Origin of the sequence: Massilia phyllostachyos, from assembly GCF_021044825.1 — a bacterium.
Classification (GTDB): domain Bacteria; phylum Pseudomonadota; class Gammaproteobacteria; order Burkholderiales; family Burkholderiaceae_D; genus Telluria; species Telluria phyllostachyos.
In genome coordinates this window covers 1-20,314 of sequence record NZ_JAJNOC010000008.1, presented here as the reverse complement: position 1 = coordinate 20,314, position 20,314 = coordinate 1, and the positions used below count along the sequence as shown (strand labels likewise).

The 20,314-nt window shown below is 67.8% G+C and carries 17 protein-coding genes and 6 tRNA genes; 12 read left to right on the top strand and 11 right to left on the bottom strand.

All coding sequences use genetic code 11. The features are described from left to right. The first annotated feature begins 10 nt into the window (after window positions 1–10). From LQ564_RS19905 to LQ564_RS19870, 8 genes are all read left to right on the top strand, one after another. The gene (locus LQ564_RS19905) at window positions 11–2,551 is read left to right on the top strand and encodes a bifunctional diguanylate cyclase/phosphodiesterase (RefSeq protein WP_231059853.1); all 2,541 of its coding nucleotides are present in this window, start codon (window positions 11–13) and stop codon (window positions 2,549–2,551) included. Between the two features lie 27 nt (window positions 2,552–2,578). Further along, window positions 2,579–3,934, top strand: coding sequence for an aminotransferase class I/II-fold pyridoxal phosphate-dependent enzyme (locus LQ564_RS19900; RefSeq protein ID WP_231059852.1), 1,356 nt, complete (start codon window positions 2,579–2,581; stop codon window positions 3,932–3,934). A 90-nt stretch (window positions 3,935–4,024) separates the two neighbouring features. Beyond that, window positions 4,025–5,416, top strand: coding sequence for a glutamate--tRNA ligase (gene gltX / locus LQ564_RS19895; protein WP_231059851.1), 1,392 nt, complete (start codon window positions 4,025–4,027; stop codon window positions 5,414–5,416). Between the two features lie 126 nt (window positions 5,417–5,542). Then, a tRNA-Ala gene (locus tag LQ564_RS19890) sits at window positions 5,543–5,618 on the top strand. A 57-nt stretch (window positions 5,619–5,675) separates the two neighbouring features. Then, window positions 5,676–5,751: transfer RNA gene (locus tag LQ564_RS19885), tRNA-Glu, on the top strand. Window positions 5,752–5,844: 93 nt separating this feature from the next. Then, window positions 5,845–5,920, top strand: a tRNA-Ala gene (locus LQ564_RS19880). A 30-nt stretch (window positions 5,921–5,950) separates the two neighbouring features. Further along, a tRNA-Glu gene (locus tag LQ564_RS19875) sits at window positions 5,951–6,026 on the top strand. A 79-nt stretch (window positions 6,027–6,105) separates the two neighbouring features. Next, a tRNA-Glu gene (locus tag LQ564_RS19870) sits at window positions 6,106–6,181 on the top strand. A gap of 307 nt (window positions 6,182–6,488) precedes the next feature. On the opposite strand, the gene LQ564_RS19865 is transcribed toward LQ564_RS19870, so the two are convergent. The 3 genes from LQ564_RS19865 to LQ564_RS19855 all read right to left on the bottom strand — a co-directional run bounded on the left by LQ564_RS19865 (window position 6,489) and on the right by LQ564_RS19855 (window position 9,657). Next, window positions 6,489–8,444, bottom strand: a complete 1,956-nt coding sequence (locus tag LQ564_RS19865; RefSeq protein WP_231059850.1) for a S8 family serine peptidase — start codon at window positions 8,442–8,444, stop codon at window positions 6,489–6,491. 29 nt (window positions 8,445–8,473) lie between these two features. Then, entirely contained in the window at window positions 8,474–8,737 is a 264-nt protein-coding gene (locus LQ564_RS19860) for a hypothetical protein (RefSeq protein ID WP_231059849.1), read from the bottom strand. A gap of 65 nt (window positions 8,738–8,802) precedes the next feature. Then, window positions 8,803–9,657, bottom strand: a complete 855-nt coding sequence (locus LQ564_RS19855; RefSeq protein ID WP_231059848.1) for a hypothetical protein — start codon at window positions 9,655–9,657, stop codon at window positions 8,803–8,805. Between the two features lie 392 nt (window positions 9,658–10,049). On the opposite strand from LQ564_RS19855, the gene earP reads away from it, so the two are divergent. Continuing rightward, window positions 10,050–11,228, top strand: coding sequence for an elongation factor P maturation arginine rhamnosyltransferase EarP (gene earP / locus LQ564_RS19850; protein WP_231059847.1), 1,179 nt, complete (start codon window positions 10,050–10,052; stop codon window positions 11,226–11,228). A gap of 111 nt (window positions 11,229–11,339) precedes the next feature. Continuing rightward, window positions 11,340–11,915, top strand: a complete 576-nt coding sequence (locus LQ564_RS19845) for an elongation factor P (RefSeq protein WP_159697749.1) — start codon at window positions 11,340–11,342, stop codon at window positions 11,913–11,915. A gap of 66 nt (window positions 11,916–11,981) precedes the next feature. Here the strand turns inward: LQ564_RS19845 and LQ564_RS19840 are convergent, their stop codons facing one another. Then, window positions 11,982–12,590: a TetR/AcrR family transcriptional regulator gene (locus LQ564_RS19840; RefSeq protein WP_231059846.1), complete on the bottom strand. Its 609-nt coding sequence runs from the start codon at window positions 12,588–12,590 to the stop codon at window positions 11,982–11,984. 379 nt (window positions 12,591–12,969) lie between these two features. Between LQ564_RS19840 and LQ564_RS19835 the strand changes: the two genes are divergently transcribed. Further along, complete coding sequence (locus LQ564_RS19835; RefSeq protein WP_231059845.1) at window positions 12,970–14,574, top strand: amidase; 1,605 nt, start codon at window positions 12,970–12,972, stop codon at window positions 14,572–14,574. Window positions 14,575–14,734: 160 nt separating this feature from the next. On the opposite strand, the gene LQ564_RS19830 is transcribed toward LQ564_RS19835, so the two are convergent. The 7 genes from LQ564_RS19830 to LQ564_RS19800 all read right to left on the bottom strand — a co-directional run bounded on the left by LQ564_RS19830 (window position 14,735) and on the right by LQ564_RS19800 (window position 19,834). Next, window positions 14,735–15,244: a TssQ family T6SS-associated lipoprotein gene (locus LQ564_RS19830; RefSeq protein ID WP_231059844.1), complete on the bottom strand. Its 510-nt coding sequence runs from the start codon at window positions 15,242–15,244 to the stop codon at window positions 14,735–14,737. Then, window positions 15,241–16,332: a serine/threonine-protein kinase gene (locus LQ564_RS19825; RefSeq protein ID WP_231059843.1), complete on the bottom strand. Its 1,092-nt coding sequence runs from the start codon at window positions 16,330–16,332 to the stop codon at window positions 15,241–15,243. The genes LQ564_RS19830 and LQ564_RS19825 overlap by 4 nt, the downstream gene beginning before the upstream one ends. A 157-nt stretch (window positions 16,333–16,489) precedes the next feature. Continuing rightward, window positions 16,490–17,902: an ATP-dependent RNA helicase DbpA gene (dbpA, locus tag LQ564_RS19820; RefSeq protein ID WP_231059842.1), complete on the bottom strand. Its 1,413-nt coding sequence runs from the start codon at window positions 17,900–17,902 to the stop codon at window positions 16,490–16,492. A gap of 35 nt (window positions 17,903–17,937) precedes the next feature. Then, window positions 17,938–18,171 (bottom strand): hypothetical protein, encoded by a 234-nt coding sequence (locus tag LQ564_RS19815; RefSeq protein ID WP_231059841.1) that lies wholly within the window; start codon window positions 18,169–18,171, stop codon window positions 17,938–17,940. A 124-nt stretch (window positions 18,172–18,295) separates the two neighbouring features. Beyond that, a tRNA-Met gene (locus LQ564_RS19810) sits at window positions 18,296–18,372 on the bottom strand. A gap of 94 nt (window positions 18,373–18,466) precedes the next feature. Beyond that, window positions 18,467–19,612, bottom strand: a complete 1,146-nt coding sequence (locus LQ564_RS19805; protein ID WP_231059840.1) for a methyltransferase — start codon at window positions 19,610–19,612, stop codon at window positions 18,467–18,469. A 12-nt stretch (window positions 19,613–19,624) separates the two neighbouring features. Beyond that, window positions 19,625–19,834, bottom strand: a complete 210-nt coding sequence (locus LQ564_RS19800; protein ID WP_231059839.1) for a hypothetical protein — start codon at window positions 19,832–19,834, stop codon at window positions 19,625–19,627. Between the two features lie 380 nt (window positions 19,835–20,214). On the opposite strand from LQ564_RS19800, the gene LQ564_RS26050 reads away from it, so the two are divergent. Next, on the top strand, window positions 20,215–20,314 hold a 100-nt coding region (locus LQ564_RS26050; RefSeq protein WP_371873524.1), incomplete at its 3' end, for a MerR family DNA-binding transcriptional regulator.

The window sequence follows — 20,314 nt, the reverse complement described above, 5'->3', positions numbered from 1 at the left end:
CGGAATCCCGATGAGCGAGATCAGCCCGACAGGCAACCCCCAGCGCTGGCGCGGCCGCTACCTCGACGCCGCCGGCCTGTTCGTCCCAGGCCGGCTGCGCCAGGACGCGGCCCTGCGTGCGCGCGCCGAGAACGTGGTCAACGCGGCGCTCATGGCGGCCACCGCCGGTCCCTTCTATGCGCTGGTCTACTGGCTGCTCGACCTGCGCAAGGCGGCGGCCGAGATCCTGGCCTGCTGCCTGGTGATGCTGCTGGCCCCTCCCGTGCTGCGCTACTCGGGCAGCATCGTGGCGGCGCGCGAGCTGTTCCTGTGCGCGCTGTTCTTCAATTTCAGCTGGCTGACGTGGCACCTGGGCGGCAGCGACGCGCCGACCGCCAGCTGGCTGGTGACGGCGCCGGTGGTGGCGATGTTCCTGGGCGGCGTCGCCAGCGGCGTGTTCTGGCTGGTGATGAGCTGCCTGGCGGCCGGCGCGATCTGGGGCTTGCCGGCATTGGGCTTGGCGCGCCCGCCGGCGCCCACCGTCGACATGCAGCTGCTGCACCTGGTCTGCGACCTCGGCCTGTACGTGGTGCTGCTGGTGTTCGTGCTGCTGTTCGAGCTGACCAAGACCGAGGGCTTCGTCAAGCTGCAGAAGGCGCTGTCCACCATCAACGAGCTGGCCATCCGCGACGAACTCACCGGCAGCCACAACCGCCGCTTCCTGCTCGGCCTGGTGGACCGCGAAAAGGAGCGTAGCGACCGCAACGGCCGTCCGTTCTGCCTGTGCCTGTTCGACCTCGACTTCTTCAAGCGCATCAACGACACCTATGGCCACGCGGCCGGCGACGCCGTGCTGCGCGCCTTCGCCGGCGCGGTGCAGGGGCAGATCCGCGCGACCGACGCCTTCGGGCGCTACGGCGGCGAGGAGTTCCTCCTGATGCTGCCCGAGACCCCGGCGCCCGATGCGACCGTGCTGGCCGAACGGGTGCGGCGCGTGGCCGCCGCGCTGTGCTGCCGGCATGAGGGAATGGATATCGGCATGACGGTGTCGGTCGGCGTGGCCGAATACCGGCTCGGTGAAGCGGCGGCCGCGGCGATCGCGCGCGCCGACCAGGCGCTGTATCTGGCCAAGTCGCTGGGCCGCAACCGGGTGCAGTGCCATGACGCCGACCAGCGCCAGCCGGTGCTGGCGCGCGACGCCGCGCCGCACGGCGGCAGCCGGCCCGCCGACGCGCGCCTGGCGCAGGGCGCCCAGTGCGACCAGCTCACCGGCCTGCTCAACCGCAGCCTGCTGCGTGACCGCCTGCGCCACGCGATGGACCGGGCCCGGCGCAACCGGCGCCTGGTAGCGCTGCTGCTGCTGAACATCAACCGCTTCAAGGAGATCAACGACGAACTCGGCTACGAGGCCGGCGACGCGCTCCTGAGCCAGGCCGGCGCCACCATCCGCGCCACCCTGCGCGATTCCGACACCGTGGCGCGCTGGGGCGGCGACGAGTTCGTGGCGCTGCTGGAAGACCTGGCCTTCGAGTCGGACGCCCAGCTGGTGGCCGAGAAGGTGCTCGACCGTTTTGGCCTGCCGATGCGGGTCGGTGCGCACGAATGCTGCATGACCCTGGCCGTCGGCGTGGCCCTGTATCCGGCCGCCGACTGCGACCTCGATGCGCTGCTCAAGCGCGCCGACATCGCCATGCGCGACGCCAAGCGCCTGGGCGAGAACGGCGTGGTGGTCTACACCGGCGACACCGCGCAGCCGCAGAGCGAGCGCCTGGCGCTGAAGAACGGCTTGCGCGAAGCGCTCACCCAAGGCCAGTTCTTCCTCGAATACCAGCCGCAGTTCGACCTGGCCGAGCAGCGCGTGATGGGCGTCGAGGCGCTGCTGCGCTGGCAGCATCCGGTCTACGGCCGGGTGGCCCCGAGCAGCTTCATCGCGCTGGCCGAGGAGACCGGCATGATCGTGCCGATCGGCGACTGGGTGCTGCGCACCGCCTGCCGGCAGCACCGCGCCTGGCGCGAGGCCGGCCTGCCGGAGATCGAGCTGGCCGTCAACCTGTCGGCGCGCCAGCTCAAGGAACCGGGCCTGGCCGGGCGCGTGCTCGCGATCCTGGTGGAGACCGGCATGTCGGCGCATTGCCTCGACCTCGAGATCACCGAGGGCATGCTGATCGACGACCTGGCCGCCAACTGCGCGCTGATGAACGGCCTGCGCGGCGCCGGCGTGCTGGTGTCGATCGACGATTTCGGCACCGGCTACTCGAGCCTGAACTACCTGTCCGAGCTGCCGGTCGACATCCTCAAGATGGACGCGCTGTTCGTGCGCCGCCTCGGCGACGGGCAGGCCGGCCGCTCCTTCGCGATTGCCGAGTTGATCGTCGGCATGGCGCACCGCCTCGGCCTGCGGGTGATCGCCGAAGCGGTCGAGCTGCCCGAGCAGCTGGCCGACCTGGCGGCGATGGGCTGCGACGCGGCCCAGGGCTACCTGTTCGCGCGCCCGCTGCCGCCAGGCGAGATCGCGGCCATGCTGGCGCGCCAGGCCGACCCCGCGCCGCAGCCCGAACCTTCCTTCGATTGAGACCACGCACCCATACCGGAGAACGCCATGCAGAACGAAGCCATTCCATTCGACCCGTCGCAGGACTTGCCGGCGCTGGCCGCGTCCGGCGCCCTGGGCGGCAACGTCGCCCTGTTCCGCCAGCCGCGCGGGCCGGACCTGATGCGGCGCGCGCAGCCGCTCGACGACTGGTACGCGCTGCGCATGCGCCACGGGGTCTGGCCCTACAACCGCCGCCTGGAGGGTGCGCCGGGGCCACTCAGCACCGTCGAGGGCGACGGCCTGCCGGCCGCGCGCGGCATCAACTTCGCCTCGCAGGACTACCTGTCGCTGTCGGCGCACCCGGCGGTGCTGGCGGCGGCGATGGCGGCGCTGGCCGAGTGCGGGCCGCACAGCGCCGGCTCGGCGGTCCTGCTCGGGAACAGCCGCCTCACGGGCGCGCTGGAGGGGTTGCTGGGCGAGCTGCTGCAGTGCCGCCACGTGGTGCTGTTCCCGACCGGCTGGGGCGCGGCCTTCGGCGCCGTCACCGCGCTGGTGCACGGCGCCGACCACGTGCTGATCGACGGCCTGGCGCACGCCTCGCTGCGCCAGGGCGCGATGGCGGCTACCCGCAACGTCACTTCCTTCCGCCACCTTGACTGCGACCACGTGCGCGAACTGCTGGCCGGCATCCGCGCGATGGACAGCCAGGCCGCCATCCTGGTCATCACCGAAGGCCTGTTCAGCATGGATGCCGACAGCCCGGACCTGCCGCTGCTGCAGTACCTGTGCCGCGAGTACGGCGCCACCCTGCTGGTGGACGTGGCCCACGACCTGGGCGCGATGGGGCCCGGCGGCACCGGCGTGATCGGGGCTCAGGGCATGATCGGCAAGATCGACATGGTGATCGGCGCCTTCTCCAAGACCTTCGCCTCGAACGGCGGCTTCGTCGCCTGCGACGCGCCGAGCGTGCGCCGCCAGCTGCAGCTGTTCGCCGGACCGCACATGTTTTCCAACGCCCTGTCGCCGGTGCAGGCGGCCACGGTGCTGGCCTGCCTGCGCATCGTCGCCAGTCCCGAAGGCGAGACCCTGCGCGCCGCGCTGATGCGCCACGAGGTCGAGCTGCGCGCGCTGTTGAAGGACGAGGGCATGCGCTGCATCGGCGCGCCGTCGCCGATCGTGCCGCTGTGGACCGGCACCGAGGCGGCCTGCCGCATCGCCGGCATGCTGCTGGCGCGCCAGCAGGTCTTCGTGAACCCGATGGAATTCCCCGGCGTGCCGCTGGGCGCGGCGCGCCTGCGGTTGCAACTGATGGCCCAGCACACGCCGGCCCAGATCCGGCGCGCGGCGCCGCTGCTGGCGGCGGCCGTGCGCAAGGCCGGCACCGCGCCGCGGCCGGCGCTGGCGCCCTCCGCGCAAGGCTGAGCGAAGGAGCGGGGCGGGGCGCTTGTGCGGTATGGTGGGGATCGGGCGACGCGGTAAAATACCCCCTTTACCTATTTCGCATCGCTCACCATGACCGTCCGCACCCGCTTCGCTCCCAGCCCGACCGGCTACCTCCACCTCGGCGGCGCCCGCACCGCGCTGTATTCCTGGGCCTATGCCCGCCACTTCGGCGGCACCTTTATCCTGCGCATCGAAGACACCGACCTGGAGCGCTCGACGCCGGAAGCGGTGCAGGCGATCCTGGACGGCATGCAGTGGCTCGGCCTGTCGCATGACGAAGGCCCGTTCTACCAGATGCAGCGCATGGACCGCTACCGCGAGGTGGTGCGGTCGATGCTGGAAGCCGGCACCGCCTACCTGTGCTACTGCTCGCCCGAAGAAGTCGAGGCGATGCGCGAGCGCATGCGCGCCGCGGGCGAGAAGCCGCGCTACGACGGCACCTGGCGGCCGGAAGCGGGCAAGACCTTGCCGCCCGTGCCGGAAGGGGTCAGGCCGGTGGTGCGCTTCAAGAATCCGCTCGACGGCGAAGTCACCTGGGTCGACGTGGTCAAGGGCCCGATCACCATCGCCAACAAGGAGCTCGACGACCTGATCATCGCGCGTCCGGACGGCACCCCGACCTACAACTTCTGCGTGTCGGTGGACGACTGGGACATGAAGATCACCCACGTGCTGCGCGGCGACGACCACGTGAACAACACGCCGCGCCAGATCAACATCCTGCGCGCGCTCGGCGCCGAGCTGCCGCAGTACGGCCACTTGCCGATGATCCTGGGCGCCGACGGCCAGAAGCTGTCCAAGCGCCACGGCGCGGTCAGCGTGATGCAGTACCCGGAGCAGGGCTACCTGCCGGAAGCGATGTTGAACTACCTGGCGCGCCTGGGCTGGAGCCACGGCGACGACGAGATCTTCTCGATGGAGCAGTTCACCGAGTGGTTCAACCTCGAGCACCTGACCGCGTCGGCGGCGCAGTTCAATCCGGAGAAGCTGGCCTGGCTGAACAACCATTACATCAAGGCGGCCGACAACGAACGCCTGGCTGGCCTCGCGCGTCCGGTGCTGGAGCGCGAAGGCGCGAAGTTTGACGGCGCGCCTGAACTGGCGACCGTGATCGCGCTGGTGAAGGACCGCACCAACACCATCAACGAGCTGGCCGATACCGCCATGCTGTTCTACCGCGACCCGCAGCCGGATGCGGCGCTGCTGGCCCAGCACCTGACCGACGCAGTGCGTCCGGCCCTGGCCACCTTCGCCGAGCGCTGCAAGGATGTGGAGTGGAACAAGGCTGCGATCGCCGCCATGTTCAAGGAAGTGCTGGCGGCGCATGGTCTCAAGATGCCGCAGATCGCAATGCCGCTGCGCCTGATCGTCACCGGCCAGTTGCAGACGCCGGCGATCGACGCGGTGCTCGAATTGTTCGGGCGCGACGTCGTGGTGGCGCGTGTGGCAAAGTATCTTTAATTAGCCCATTTGCGGGGCGCGCATTTTCTGAAAACAGGTATTTGCGAAATGCAAGGCGCTCCGCTATAATGCTCGCACTTCAGCAGCACACGGTAGCAAAGAGCAAGACGCTACAGTGTGAAAAGAGGGGGTATAGCTCAGCTGGGAGAGCGCTTGCATGGCATGCAAGAGGTCAGCGGTTCGATCCCGCTTACCTCCACCAAAACCCTGAAGTGTAGTAAGTAGTAAAGCGGTAAATGAGTTGTACGGTAGTCCCGAGGTCCCCATCGTCTAGAGGCCTAGGACATCACCCTTTCACGGTGAGTACCGGGGTTCGAATCCCCGTGGGGACGCCAAGGTTCGATAGCCAACCGATCCTGGCAGCACGCACCCAGCAGCGTGCGGTAGTAGAAGTAAATGCAGTATGTTAGAATGTTGTTTTTCCCGTAGGGGGTATAGCTCAGCTGGGAGAGCGCTTGCATGGCATGCAAGAGGTCAGCGGTTCGATCCCGCTTACCTCCACCACGTGAGGAAAACAATGTTGTAACCGTCCGGGTCCCCATCGTCTAGAGGCCTAGGACATCACCCTTTCACGGTGAGTACCGGGGTTCGAATCCCCGTGGGGACGCCAAGAATTTGGTTCGATAAGCTGTGCCGCATGGCGGCGCAGCGGTAGTAAACGGTAATAAAAGCAGCAAGCACAGTTTTAGGTCCCCATCGTCTAGAGGCCTAGGACATCACCCTTTCACGGTGAGTACCGGGGTTCGAATCCCCGTGGGGACGCCAGCATAAAACCGGAGCAGACCAACGCGCATGCGCGGATAGGTGCTCCGGTTTTTCATTTTGCGCGCCGGATTGGGCGTGCACGTTATCGGCGGTGCACTTCTCGCTCATCGCATCCATCGCACCTCCGTTACCTACCGGATCTTCGCATCTATCGGACCCACATCGATCGGACCCACATTGATCGGGGCCTTCGCATCGATCGCATCCCTGTATCTGACTCCGGCAAGGAGCGCTTCCCACGGCACGCGATGCGCCGCAAGACGAGCGGCGCAGCCATGCCGCACCGCCCATCCTGCGCCTCATCCGTTCACCAGCCCGCGGGACGCAAGTTGCCTACACCCAGCCCGAAGGGAAAGCCCGGCATCGCGCCTGCCTGCAGGGGTGCGAATCCGACCGGATAGCGCGCTCCGCCGTCAGGCACGCCGGCCAGCATGCCCGCCATCAGGCCTGGCGCCATGCCGAACGCTGCCGCCGGCACTTGCCACTGGGCGGCGAACTGGCCGGCCGGGGCCGACAGGCCGAGTGCGACCAGCGCGTCCGGCATGCCGTAGCCGATCCGGATGGGATCGCTCGTCGCGACCGGCCGCGCGCTGAGCCGCAAGACCTGGAACAGGTGTTCGACCCGCTCCGCCGAGCGCGTTCGCAGGATGCCCTGGAATTCCGGACGGTGCGCCAGCACCAGCGTCGCCAGTCCGGTGATGTGGGGGGCCGCCATCGAGGTGCCGTCCCAGGCCGCGAAATTGTTCGGCGGCACCGACGACACCACCGCCACGCCCGGCGCGCACACGTCGACCTGCCGCCCGGCGCAGCTGAAGCGGGCGGTGAAGTAGCCTTGCTGGTCGATGTCCTGGCCGATGGTCTCGGTGTGGTAGCTGTCGGGCGGGAACTCATCGGCCTTGCCGATCGCCGCGACCGCCAGCACGTGCGGCGAGGCCGCCGGATACTGGACCGGTCCGCCGGAATTGCCGGCCGCCGCGATGCAGGCGACCCCGGCCTGCTTGGCGCGCACGATCTGGCGCTCCAGCGTTTCCGACGGCGCGCTGCCGCCCAGGCTCAGGTTGACGACGTCGATCCCGTTCTCGATGCAGTATTCGAGGGCGTCGATCAATTGGCTGATCTGGCCGCCCGGGAACAGCTTGCACACGTGGATCTCGGCGTCCGGCGCGAAGCCGCGGATGCCCCAGCTCGGATCGGCGCCGGCGATCACGCCCGTGCAATGCGAGCCGTGGCCGAGCGTGTCGACATTCCAGGTGTTGCGGTCGACCGCCTTGTTGATGACGTCGAAGCCCGCGCGGATGCGGTTCAGGTTGCCGTGGGTGGTAGCCACGCCGGAATCGATGACGGCGACCTTGACGCCCTGGCCGCGCATGGGCGGCGGCACCTGGTCGAGGCGCATCGCGCGCGCGCCCCAGCCGAGCGCGTTCTGGCGCGGCAGGTTGCGCAGGGCCGGCCACTCGGCTAGCGGGCGCAGCATGACCACGTTCGCCTCGCGGGCGTTGAGGTCGGGGTCGCGCTGGTAGAGGCTCCAGTGGTCGGCGCGCGGCTTGACGTACAGGCCGCTGATCATGTGCAGGTCGTCGCCGTACAGGCGCAGGCGGGCGACGCCATCGGGGCCGGTCGCCGCGCTGCTCGGCAGCAGGCCGCCGAACAGCGAGACTTCGGCCTCCGGCAGCGGCGCGCCGTCCTTGCCCAGCACCGCCACAGTGACGTCCACGCTCGGCCCGCTGTAGGGCGTGAGCGAGCTGACGAGGTCGGGCCGGCGCAGCATCGGATCGAGCAGCTGCAGGTGCTGGTCGCGCTCGACGATCAGGCGGCCCTGGCCGCGCTGCTGCAGTTCGCCCGCCTTCTGCTCGGTCATGCGCGCCACGATGACGCCCTCGTCTGGCATGCCCAGGCCGGCCGGGTGGGGGCCGCTGCGGCCGCCGACGGTATCGACGACCTCGATGTCGCCGAGCCCTTCCAGCGCCTGGTGCACGGAGGACAGCGACAAGGAGGGCATCAGCCCGGCTGGAAGCAGGAAGCCGGCGGTGGCGGGCAGGGGGCGCGGCGCGACCAGGTATTTTTTCTTGCGCTCGGTCACGGTGCGGTGGCCCGCGAATTCGCGCGACGCCGCGGGGCCGTCGCCGCTGCCGGGCTCCGCGCCGGCGTCGCGCGCCTGGTCGCGCATGCGCGCGGCGGAGGCGTCGTCGGCGCTCGGACGGCCGTCGGGGCCGTTGGGTGGCGGTCCCGGCTGCTCGCTGGGACCCGGTGGGGTTTTGGGCATGGTGTCTCCTTGCTCGATCGCCGGCGGCGCTAGTCGAATAGCGACAGCGGCTGGTCCGGTTCGATCGTTAACTGATTGAGGTTGAGCCGACGCAGCTGCTCGGCGGTATCGGGATCCATCTCGACCACGACGGTATGCGGCGGCCCGGCCTGCGGCCCGATCGTCTCGACCAGGCGCACGGCGGGAAAGGCGGCGAGGCCGTCGAGGAAGGCGTCCAGCGCGCCATCAACGGCGGCCTGGACGATGTAACGGCTGCGGCGGCCCGCCACGGGCCCGCTGGTGGTACTCGGCATACGCTGGTGTCTCCTGGGCGGAAACCGCCTCCCGCGGCGGGAGGCGGCGCGATGGCAAGACGGAATCAATGCAGGGTCTGCTGGCCCCCGAGCTGCGCCTGCTGGGCGTAGACCGACCACGGATCGGCGGAGAACGGCAGCATGCCGCCGACCTGGCCGGCGACGCCGCCGATGGCGCTGCCCAGGGCCTTGTTGCCGAGCTGGCCGCCGATGAAGCCGCCGACCGGCTGGGCGACGCGCTTGATCACATTGCCCAGCCATCCCTGCGGGCCGATCTGGCCGCCTTGCTGTTCGGCGGCGAGCTGCTGTTGCAGCACGGCCTGCTGTTGCTGGATCTGCTGCAGCGCCTGGAACAGCTGCTGTTGCTGCGCCTGCAGCTGTTGCAGTTGCTGGACGATTGGGTGTTGCTGCACGCCCGCGCCCTGGGCGTCGGCGCCGAAGGGCAGCAGGCCGCCGATGCCCGACAGCACGCCACCGGCAATATTGCCGAGCGTCGAATTCCCCGTAATGTTCCCGAGGACGCTGCCGGCGCCCTTGCCATACTGGGTGAACAGGTCGCCGACGAAGCCTTGCGGCGTCACCTGGCCCATCTGTGCCTGTTGCTGCTGTTGTAGCTGCTGCAATTGCTGTTGCAGCTGCTGTTGCTGCTGCAGCTGTTGCAGTTGCTGGAGCTGCTGCAGTTGCTGCAATTGCTGAGCCTGGCCGCCATAGGCGGTGCTCGGGTCGGCGCCGAAGGGCAGCAGCCCGCCGCCGATGCCGCCGGCCACTTCACCGATGCGCCCGCCCAGGCCCGGGTTGCCGAAGACGGTGCCGATGCCGCGGCCGATCAGGCCGCCCAGCGGACCGCCGATCATGCCGCCGAACAGGCCCTGGGGAGCGATCTGGGGTTGGCCCACGCCGTATTGCTGGTAATCGTACATGTTCAAACTCCTTTTGAATGTTGCCTCCGCGCGCAACAGTTCGGCATCGGGTGCGAGGCGCACGCGATGCCGGCGCCCTTACGCGCCTGGTATGCGCGGTAGCGACCATGGCATCCGCGCACCGGGTAAGGTCGGTGCGTGGACGGAGGGCAGGGGCCGGGTTTGCTCGGCCGGGCTCCCTGCAGGTAGGCGTTCGACAGGGGACATGAAGCGAAGTTTTGAGAGGGACGGGGCGCTTTTCCCTTGTCGTCCCATTGCTTGCGATGGCGCAGACATGCTGCGAACGAGGCTTGCAAACGCCTGGATTCAGGCGGCGTTTTCGTGCGGTACCTCCGAGCGTGGACGCATGAAATCGCTTAGAATGGCGCCCTTCCTCGCGTACCCCTTTCCGTATGAACCCTCCCGCCTCCCGCGCCACTACCCTGGCCCTGTTCTGCAAGGTCGTCGACAACTATGGCGACATCGGCATCTGCTGGCGCCTGGCGCGCCAGCTGTGGCGCGAGCACGGCGTGCGCGTCACGCTGTGGGTCGACGACCTGTCCAGCTTCCGCCGCATCTGCCCGCAGGTGGACCTGGGCGCCGCCGAGCAGGAAGTCGAGGGCGTGCGGGTGCTGCACTGGTCCAGCCAGGACGTGACCACCACGCCGGAAGACGTGGCCGACATCGTCATCGAATTCTTCGCGGTCGACCTGCCGCCCGGCTACGTCGCCGCGATGGCCCAGCGCCTGCCGCGCCCGGTCTGGTTCAACCTCGAGGGCCTGACCGCGGAAGAGTGGGTCGAAGGCTGCCACCGCCTGCCCTCGATGCACCCGCGCCTGAAGCTGACCAAGCATTTCTTCTTCCCGGGTTTCACCGTGAAGACCGGCGGCCTGCTGCACGAGGCCGGCCTCGACGAGGAGCGCCTGGCCTTCCAGGCCGACCGCGCAGCCATGGCGCGCTTCCTGGCCCCTTTTGGTGTGACCAAGGAGGAAATGGACAGCCTGAAAGTGTCGCTGTTCTGCTACCCGCATGCGCCGGTCGCGGCGCAGCTGGCGGCCTGGGCCGACGGCGAACGTCCGGTGACCTGCCTGGTGCCGGAAGGCGTGGCGCGCGAGGCGGTCGCGGACTTCATCCAGGCCGACGCGGTGGCCGGGGCCGGCGCCACCCGCGGCCGTCTGACGGTGCGGGTGCTGCCCTTCGTGCCGCAGCCGGACTACGACCGCCTGCTGTGGGCCTGCGACCTGAACTTCGTGCGCGGCGAGGATTCTTTTGTCCGCGCGCAATGGGCCGGCCGGCCTTTCGTCTGGCACATCTATCCCCAGGACGAGAACCTGCACCACAAGAAATTGCGCGCCTTCCTGGACCGCTACGCCGGCGGACTGGATGAGCTCGCCACTTTTTCGCTGGGCTGGAACGGCGCATGCGTGATCGCGTCCTGGCCGCAGGCGTGGCGAGACTTGCAAGCCGCCTTGCCGCGCATTGCCCCTCGTGCGGAAGAATGGCGCGGGGAGGTGTTGGCGCATGGCGACTTGACGACGCAGATGCTCGATTTTGCCCGCGCGCTAGGGTCCGCAAGCGAAAATCCGGTATAATGCGCGGTTAGTCTGTAAGGAATCACCGACGATCAGACGTAGCCTGAAAAAAGCTTCTTCGCTCACTGGCCACCGCTGATTTAATGCAAAACCCTTTTTACGAAAACACCTATGAAATTCGCTAAAGAAATCCGTGTTGGCAACATCATTATGGTCGAAGACAAGCCGTTCATCGTGCTGCGTTCCGACGTGAACGGTTCGAGCCGCACGGGCTTCACCTACAAGTGGAAGATGAAGAATCTCCTGACCAATGCTCCGCTGGAAAACGTGTTCCGCGGCGACGACAAGTTCGACGTCGTCGTGCTGGACAAGAAGCCGGTGACCTACTCGTACTTCGCCGATCCGCTGTACGTCTTCATGGACGAAGAGTACAACCAGTACGAAATCGAAGAAGAGAACATGGGCGACGCCATCAACTACCTGAAAGACGGTATGGAATGCGAAGCGGTGTTCTACGACGGCAAGGCGATCTCGGTCGAACTGCCGACCACCATCGCACGCCTGGTCGTGTACTCGGAGCCGGCCGTCAAGGGCAACACCTCGGGCAACGTCCTGAAGGAAGCCAAGATCGAGAATGCCATCGAAGCCAAGCAGCACATCGTGATGGTGCCGCTGTTCGTCAGCACCGATGACACCATCGAGATCGACACCCGCACCAACGAATACAAGCGCGTCGTCCGCAACTAAGCGAACCGGCTCGATGAAAAAAACGCTGCCTCGGCAGCGTTTTTTTTCGCCCGTTCACTTGGCGAATCAGTCCCCGGCCCGGCAGCGCAGGCCGTCGACCAGCAGGCCGACCATGCGGCGCGTGGCGGCGGTGTCCTCGTCGGGATTGGCCTTGCACAGGGTGGCGACGGCGCGCAGCAGCTCGTCGGCCTCGAAGCCGGGCCGGATCACCTTGGCGTCGACCGCGGCCTGCAGCAGGCCGGCCAGGGCCGGGCGCAGGCGGCTGTAGAAATAGTCGGGCAGGGCGGCGTAGGCGGCGCTGTCCGATTGCAGCGCGTTCGACAGGCCGCGCTTGGTGACGATGAAGTCGACGTAGCGCTGCATCCAGCGCGCCAGCGCCTCGCCCGCATCGTGTTCGGCGGCCAGAAGCGGGGCGGCGTCGGCGCAGGCGTCGATCTGGGATTTCATCACCGCGATGATCAGGTCGGCGCGCTGGGGGAAGTGGCGGTAGAAGGTGCCGACGCCAACGCCGGCGCGCTGCGCGATGTCGCGCACCGGCGCCTCGACACCCGACTCGGCGAACACGTCCAGTGCCGCCTGCAGCAGGCGATCCAGGTTGCGCTGGGCGTCCGCCCGTTTGCCGCGCGCCGGCTGGCCCTCCGGTCCCTCGTCTTCTTGCTTGGTATTCGTATCCATAAAAAATATCTATTAAACGGAACAAAGTTCCGTTTATAATATGCGGAATCGTGTTCCGCTTTGTGTATCTTAACAGCTCCTGGCAGGGCAGCGGAACTTCCTTCGATCTGTTCCTGAAAGGAGATGTCATGCCCAATCCTCAAGTATGCATGTTCTGCCGCTACAGGAGAACTGCCGGGCAGGGAAATGTCACGACGCCATGTACCCATACGGATCCCAAGCCCTTGCGCGAACGCGCCGAGCCGGGGCACGCACCCGGTGGCATGCTTGCCTCGCGGCGGCGCCCGGCGCCGGAGGGCACCCGGACTTTCCCGTAGCAAACGTGTCACATGAGTAACTTTACTGTTATGCTCATGCATCATTTGACATGGAGGCTTGTATGAAACGCAGGGAGTTCGTTCAGCTTGGAATCGGCGCTGGCATCACGGCCAGCGCAGGCATTGCGGGCGCCGGGGGAGCGGCGACGCCCGCCGCCAGCGCCGGCTCGGGCATCCTGGATGCCGGCGTGCGCGAGCAGGGCGCGCAGATGGCTTCCGGCAAATTGACTTCCAGCAGCCTCGTGAAGCAGTACCTGGCGCGCATCGCCGCCGTCGACAAGGCCGGCCCGCGCCTGAATGCGGTCATCGAGACCAACCCGGACGCGCTGCAGATCGCCGCCGAGATGGACCGCGAGCGCGCCGCCGGCAAGGTGCGCGGTCCGCTGCACGGCATCCCCGTCCTGCTGAAGGACAATATCGCCACCGCCGACAAGATGAGCACCAGCGCCGGTTCGCTGGCGCTCGACGGCGTGCGCGCCACCCGTGACGCCCACATCGTCACCCTGCTGCGCCAGGCCGGCGCCGTCATCATCGGCAAGACCAACCTGTCCGAATGGGCGAATATGCGCTCGACCAAGTCGGTCAGCGGCTGGAGCGGCCGCGGCGGGCAGACCAGGAATCCGTATGCGCTTGACCGCAACACCAGCGGCTCGAGTTCGGGCTCCGGCTCGGCCGCCGCCGCCGCGCTGGCGACCCTGACCGTCGGCACCGAGACCGATGGCTCGATCGTGTCGCCGTCCTCGTCCTGCGGCATCGTCGGCATCAAGCCGACCCTGGGCCTGCTCAGCCGCGGCGGCATCATCCCGATCGCCCATTCCCAGGACACCGCCGGCCCGATGACCCGCAGCGTGGCCGACGCCGCCCTGATGCTGGCCGCGATGGCCGGCGCCGACAAGGACGACGCGGCCACCGCCGACGCCGGGCGCCACGTCAAGGATTACGCCGCGGCGCTGCGCACGGACGGACTGAAGGGGAAACGCATCGGCGTGGCGCGCAATTTCTTCGGCGCCAACGACGCCGTCGACGCCATCATCGAAAAGGAGCTCGATGTGCTGCGCGCGCAGGGTGCGACCCTGGTCGACGTCAAGGTGCCGAACACCGACAAGTACGGCGACAGCGAGCTGCAGGTGCTGCTCCATGAATTCGCGCCGGGCCTGGCGTCCTACCTGAAGAATTACGCGCCGCATGCGCCGGTCAAGACCATGGCCGACGTGATCGCCTTCAACGAAAAGAACGCGGCGAAGGAGATGCCTTACTTCAAGCAGGAGCACCTGGTGGCGGCCGCGGCCAAGCCGGGCCTCGATGCGCGCGAGTACAAGGAGGCGCTGGCCAATGACCTGCGCTATTCGCGCGACGAGGGCATCGACCAGGTCATGAAGGAACACAAGCTGGACGCCCTGGTGGCGCCGACCGGCGGCCCGGCCTGGCTCACCGACTACATCAACGGCGACCACTACGGCGGCAGCTTCTCGACCCCGGCGGCGGTGGCGGGCTATCCGCACATCACGGTGCCGGCCGGCTTCACCCGCGGCCTGCCGGTGGGGATCTCCTTCGTCGGCGGTGCCTGGAGCGAAGCCAGCCTGATCGGCATGGCCTATGCCTACGAGCAGGCGTCGAAACGCCGCCGCGCGCCGACTTACCCCAGCAGCATCAACATCAAGTTCTGAATCTAAGTACTCGCCACGAAATAAATGTGTTTTTGGCTGCCATAACCGGCGCGTTGCTGCGTTGGCTCCTGCTTGCAGTGCTCGCACTGCGGCGCACTCGCCGCCATGCACCGCATCCGGTTCTGTTTGCCAAAATTCACATTTATTTCTAGTCGAGTACTTAGCGCGCGCTGCTACTCTTGGCCTTGGCGAACACCGGCCCCCATTGCGGGTGGCCCCGTTCGCCGGGCGCCAGGTCGAACGCCGGGTCGAGCCGCAGCGCGCGCTCGAAGGCCTGGCGGCAGGGCGCGGGGCGGTTCGTCACGCAATAGCTGAAGGCCGTGTATTTCAGGGCCGTGATGCGGTTGCGCAGCGAGCCGCCGTTCATGTCGCTTGACGCCAGGCGCTTGATGGCGCCGTTGAAGTCGCCGTCGTCGTAGAGGGCGATGCCTTCGCGCAGGGCGGTGTCGTCGCGGTTCGACGCCGGGCGTTCCGGGCGCGGCGCCGGACGTTCGCTGCGCTCGGCGCGGGCGCGCTGCACGTCCTCGGCGCGCGGGTGCGGGCGGGGACGCGACGGTTCCCTTGGCCCGAACACCGAGTTCAGGGACGCGTTCATCTCGGCGCAGCCGCCCAGCAGCAGCAGGGCGGCCAGCGCGCCGGCGCGCCAGCAAGGTTCGATGCGCGGCTTCACTCGGCAGCCTCCTCGCTGAAGTCCAGTTCGATGGTCGACGCATCGCCGCGGGCGGCGTTCACGACGACCGTGTGTTCCGGGAAGTCCGGGTTGGTGATGCGGATCGTGTGCTCGCCCGGCGCCAGGTTCAGGCGCTTGAGCGGCGGGCTGGCGCCGTGGTCGACGCCGTCGACCTGCACCATGCCCCAGGGTTTGATGACGAGCTTGTAGCTTGCGCCGGCAACGGCGGCGGGCGCGGCGCGTGGCGGCGTGGGCTGGGAAGCGGCGGCCGGGGTCGCTTCAGCTTGCGGCGCCTGGACGAGAGGAGGCGCGGGCGTGGCGTTGTCATCGGTGAGGATGACGGTGTCGGCCGGCATTCCCTGCGGCGCCGCTGCGACGGGCGGCGTTGGCGCCGGCTCCGGCAGGGACAAGGTCAGCGCGTCGCGCGCATCGGCCTGGTGCAGCAAGGCGACCAGGGCGCCGGCCGCGCACAGCAGCACGGTGGTGGCGGCCACCAGCAGCAGCCAGCGCCGCATCCGGTCCCTGTCGAGGGAGCCGGCGGAATCGTCAAGCGAGGCGGCCTGCGCTTCGCGGACGGCATGGTGGACCGTTGCTTGCTGCGGCGGCGCCGCCGGTACTGCCGGTCCCAGCAGCACGATGCCCAGCAGGTTGCGCAGTTCCTCGATCGTGCGCGGACGCTCGGCGGGGTCCGGCGCGAGGCAGCGGTCGACCGCGGTGAGGAAGGTGTCGCTGTAGTCGTCCGGCAGGGCGCGGCCGCGCAGGGGACCGCGCGGCGGCGTTTCCCGGGTGATCGCGTAATGGACCACGGCGGCCAGCGCGTGCAGGTCCTGGGCTTCGGCGCCCGGATCGTTCTGGCCGGAGGCGGGCAGCAGGATCGGGTCGCCGGAATCGAGCACCAGCACGGTATCGGGATCGATGGGGCGATGCGGCATCTGCATCGCGTACTGCAGCTCGAGCGACTGCAGGATCTGGCGGAAGATCCGCCGGCACCAGACCTCGTTGACGAGTTCCTGGTTGCATTCGACCACCTCGCGCACGGTCCGGCCGTCGGTCTGCTGCTGTGGGGTTACGGGTGTGCTCGTCATCATGGCATGTGCGCCGCGCCGTGACGTCGCCCGCTGTCCCCGGCCCGGTATTTGTATTTTGACAAATAATGCCAGATTTGCCCGGGTGGCGGTGCTGCTGAGCCAACCGTGCGCGACTGTTACAAAATACTTACAAATCGCGTCACAGTCGTCGTGCGGATCAGACCGCCAGAAAACGCATCTTGAAGTAGCGGCCCTTGATGGCGCCGAATTCCGGGCCCGGGGCATTGCGGTCGGACAGGCGCGCGACGGCGGCATGCGCCACGTGGCGGTCGAGCGCGACGTAGCTGGCGAACTCGGTCACGTTGATCTTGCCCACTTGCTCCTTCGACAGGCCGGCGTCGCCGGTCAGGGCGCCCAGGATGTCGCCCGGGCGCAGCTTGGCCTTCTTGCCGCCGGCAATGTGCAGGGTCAGCATCGGCGCCGGCACGCCCGGTTCCTGGTGTTCGCCCAGTTCGTCCAGCGGGTGCCAGGTGGCAGGCAGGTCCTGGTATTCCTCGATCAGGCGCACCCATTTCTTTTCGTTCGGCGCGGCCAGGGTCAGCGCAAGGCCCGATTCGCCGCCGCGGCCGGTGCGGCCGATGCGGTGCACGTGCACTTCCGGGTCCTTCGAGACGTCGGCATTGATGACGGTGTCGAGGTTGGCGATGTCGAGGCCGCGGGCGGCGACGTCGGTGGCGACCAGCACCGAGCAGCTGCGGTTCGCGAACAGCACCAGGATCTCGTCGCGTTCCCACTGTTCCAGCTCGCCGTACAGGGCCAGCGCCGAGAAGCCCTGCTCGCGCAGGTGGTCGGCCAGTTCGCGGCAGTGCGCCTTGGTATTGCAGAAGGCGAGGGTGGACACCGGCCGGTAATGCTTGAGCAGCTTGGCGACGGCCTGGTCGCGGCCCTCGAAGCCGATCTCGTAGAAGCGCTGTTCGATCTTTTCCGCACTGTGCTGGCTCTCGACCGCCACTTCGAGCGGGTCGCGCAGGAAACCCGCGGTGGCGAAGCGGATGTCGTCCGGGTAGGTGGCCGAGAACAGCAGGGTCTGGCGGCGCGCATGGCAGGCGCTGACGATGCCGGCGATCTCGTCATAGAAGCCCATGTCGGTCATGCGGTCGGCCTCGTCCAGCACCAGGGTCTGGACTTTCGACAGGTCGAGGGTGGCGCGGCCCAGGTGGTCGCGGATGCGGCCTGGGGTGCCGACCACGATGTGGGCGCCGTGCTCCAGCGAGGCGATCTGCGGACGCATGGCGACGCCGCCGGTGAGGGTCAGGATCTTGACGTTGCCGACCCCGCGCGCCAGCCGGCGCAGCTCGCCGGCGACCTGGTCGGCCAGCTCGCGCGTCGGACACAGTACCAGGCCCTGGACTGCGAACCAGGCCGGATTGAGGGTGTGCAGGATGCCGATGCCGAAGGCGGCGGTCTTGCCGCTGCCGGTCTTGGCCTGGGCGATCAGGTCGCGTCCTTCGAGCACGGCCGGCAGGCTCTCGGCCTGGATCGGCGTCATCGCGTGGTAGCCCAGCGTGGCGAGGTTGGCGAGGAAGCGCGGCGTCAGCGGCAGCGAAGTGAAAGGTGAGTGGGTGTGCATGGTAGTCAAGCCTGGGCCGAAGCCGGTGAGCCGGACTACGTCGAGGCCGGCGCCCAGACCGGCAGGCCGGTCAGGTCAAGGTTGTCGTCGCGGCGCCAGACCGGCAAGCCGGTGGTGTCGGTCTCGTCGAGCAATTCGAGCTGTTCCTGCTTGAGTGACCCGCGGCGCGGCCGGGGAGCGGCGCGCTTCGGTTCGGCAACGGAAACGGGCGGAGCGGCCGGTTCGAAGCCCGGCAGGTCGATCGTTGCGTTGTCTTTCTTGTCTCTCATCAGCTCTGACTGCGAAGCTCTTGCTGCGGCACTATACGATGCTGGCGCGGTGTCGCTTGCGCCGTCTTTTGCTGCCACAGAAAACAAAAGCCCGGCTACAAGAGTCGGGCTTCTGTACGGTATTTGGTTGCGGGGACAGGATTTGAACCTGTGACCTTCGGGTTATGAGCCCGACGAGCTGCCAGACTGCTCCACCCCGCGTCTGAGAAAAAGATTATAACGCGTCGCGGGGCCGAAAGCAAACGGCAAATTTTTTCGATGCGCAATGCTTGAGCGAGCTCAAGCGTGCAGAACCTCAGGCCGCCGCGCGCAGGCGCCACAGCGAGGTGACTTCTTGTAAGCGCGCCGCATGCAATGGGTCGTCCGGATCGCTGGCCTTGCCATGGGTCGGACGCACGTCGTGGCGCGCGACGACCGCCAGGCCGGCCGCGGTGATCCAGCCCAGCAGTTGTTCGCGCGGACGCAGGCCCAGGTGCTCGGCCAGGTCGGACAGGATCAGCCAGCCTTCGCCGTCCGGCTCCAGGTGCTCGGCGAGGCCGTTCAGGAAACCCTTGAGCATGCGGCTGTCGGGATCGTAGATCGCGTACTCGATGGCCGAGCTGGGCTTGCCCGGCAGCCAGGGCGGATTGCAGACCACCAGCGGCGCGCGGCCTTGCGGGAACAGGTCGGCCTGGACCAGCTCGACGGCCGAGCCGAGTCCCAGGCGCACGATGTTGTCGCGCGCGCAGCCGAGCGCGCGCAGGTCCATGTCGGTGGCCACCACGCGCTCGATGCCGCGCCGCGCCAGCACCGCCGACAGCACGCCGGTGCCGGCGCCGATGTCGAAGGCCAGCTCCATGCCATGGCGCAGGGGAGCCTGCGCCACCAGTTCGACATACTCGCCGCGCACTGGCGAGAACACGCCGTACCAGGGGTGGATGCGCTCGTCGAGGGCCGGAATGTGCACGCCCTTGCGGCGCCACTCGTGGGCGCCGATCACGCCCAGCAGTTCGCGCAGCGAAGCGACGTAGGGCTCGGCGGCCGCGCCGTAGGCCTCGAGGCAAGCCTCGTGGACGTCGGGCGCGCGCCGTAGCGGGATCGTGTGGCCGGCCTCGAACGGGATCAGGAGCATGGCCAGGGTGCGGGCGCGCTGCAGCTGCTGCAGGCGGTGGCGGTGGAACAGCTCCGTCGGCGTCGGCGTTGTATCCGGCTTGGCCTTGGCGCGGCGTGCGCGGTCGCTTTTATGGTCGACCCGGCGCACCAGCGCGTTCAGCAGCTGGCGCGCGTTCTGGAAGTCGCCGCGCCAGAGCAGGGCGGTGCCGTCCAGCGCCAGCCGGTAGGCCGCATCGGCGTTCATGGTGTCGTCGGCAAGCACGACCTTCTTCGGCGCCGGCCAGCCGCTTTCCGAGCGCCACTGGGCGCTGCGTTCGACGCCGCCTTCCTGCCATGTGATCTGGCTCATCGCTACCCTGGATTAATGGTGGTGGTGCCAGTTGCCGTCGCTCGATTCGAGGAAGGACTTCACGGCGTCCGGGCTGCCGGTCGCATGCCGCTTGACCTCGCCGCAATCGCAGATACCCTGGTAGGGCTGGATGTGCGAGCAGGCCGAGACCTTTTGCAGGAAGACCTTGACGGGTTTGGTGCACTTGGCGCACTTGAAGGTAAGGATGCGGGCGGGTTTCATGGTGGTCGAGATCCGGAGTTGGAGGCGTGCAAAGGGCGCATTGTACTAGGGATGGGTGGGGCGGGGCAGCCTTGCGGTTCCCGCCTACGCGTTCGACTCGAGGATGCTCTGTCGCGACGCTTGCCTTCGTTGAACGCGTGGGCAAGGGATTGCCCACCCTACGAGTGTGTGAAAAATTCGTCCATGGCTGCGTTGCCTCGTCTCGCCGTACGAGTGTACTGTCTTCGACTCGGCGCCTTGCCATAGCCGTTTTTTCACACCCTCTGCGCAAACCCCGGATTTCGGCCGTGCGCCTGCTTCGTCAGCGCCCGTTGCTGCGCACCGGCGCGGGTTTTAACAGTTAGTTTGGAACTTATTCATTTTTGAGTAGTCATACTCATATGAACAAGTTTTTGTCCATCACCGCTGCCGCGCAAGCGCTTGGCGTTTCGGCCAGCACGCTGAGACGCTGGGAGGCGGCCGGCAAGCTCATCCCCAGCC

What these genes read in the sequence shown, in the direction of transcription:
- LQ564_RS19905 (WP_231059853.1), top strand. Translation starts at nt 11, where the DNA reads ATGAGCGAGATCAGCCCGACAGGCAACCCCCAGCGCTGGCGCGGCCGC.
- LQ564_RS19900 (WP_231059852.1), top strand. Translation starts at nt 2,579, where the DNA reads ATGCAGAACGAAGCCATTCCATTCGACCCGTCGCAGGACTTGCCGGCG.
- gltX (WP_231059851.1), top strand. Translation starts at nt 4,025, where the DNA reads ATGACCGTCCGCACCCGCTTCGCTCCCAGCCCGACCGGCTACCTCCAC.
- LQ564_RS19865 (WP_231059850.1), bottom strand. Translation starts at nt 8,444, where the DNA reads ATGCCCAAAACCCCACCGGGTCCCAGCGAGCAGCCGGGACCGCCACCC.
- LQ564_RS19860 (WP_231059849.1), bottom strand. Translation starts at nt 8,737, where the DNA reads ATGCCGAGTACCACCAGCGGGCCCGTGGCGGGCCGCCGCAGCCGTTAC.
- LQ564_RS19855 (WP_231059848.1), bottom strand. Translation starts at nt 9,657, where the DNA reads ATGTACGATTACCAGCAATACGGCGTGGGCCAACCCCAGATCGCTCCC.
- earP (WP_231059847.1), top strand. Translation starts at nt 10,050, where the DNA reads ATGAACCCTCCCGCCTCCCGCGCCACTACCCTGGCCCTGTTCTGCAAG.
- LQ564_RS19845 (WP_159697749.1), top strand. Translation starts at nt 11,340, where the DNA reads ATGAAATTCGCTAAAGAAATCCGTGTTGGCAACATCATTATGGTCGAA.
- LQ564_RS19840 (WP_231059846.1), bottom strand. Translation starts at nt 12,590, where the DNA reads ATGGATACGAATACCAAGCAAGAAGACGAGGGACCGGAGGGCCAGCCG.
- LQ564_RS19835 (WP_231059845.1), top strand. Translation starts at nt 12,970, where the DNA reads ATGAAACGCAGGGAGTTCGTTCAGCTTGGAATCGGCGCTGGCATCACG.
- LQ564_RS19825 (WP_231059843.1), bottom strand. Translation starts at nt 16,332, where the DNA reads ATGATGACGAGCACACCCGTAACCCCACAGCAGCAGACCGACGGCCGG.
- dbpA (WP_231059842.1), bottom strand. Translation starts at nt 17,902, where the DNA reads ATGCACACCCACTCACCTTTCACTTCGCTGCCGCTGACGCCGCGCTTC.
- LQ564_RS19815 (WP_231059841.1), bottom strand. Translation starts at nt 18,171, where the DNA reads ATGAGAGACAAGAAAGACAACGCAACGATCGACCTGCCGGGCTTCGAA.
- LQ564_RS19805 (WP_231059840.1), bottom strand. Translation starts at nt 19,612, where the DNA reads ATGAGCCAGATCACATGGCAGGAAGGCGGCGTCGAACGCAGCGCCCAG.
- LQ564_RS19800 (WP_231059839.1), bottom strand. Translation starts at nt 19,834, where the DNA reads ATGAAACCCGCCCGCATCCTTACCTTCAAGTGCGCCAAGTGCACCAAA.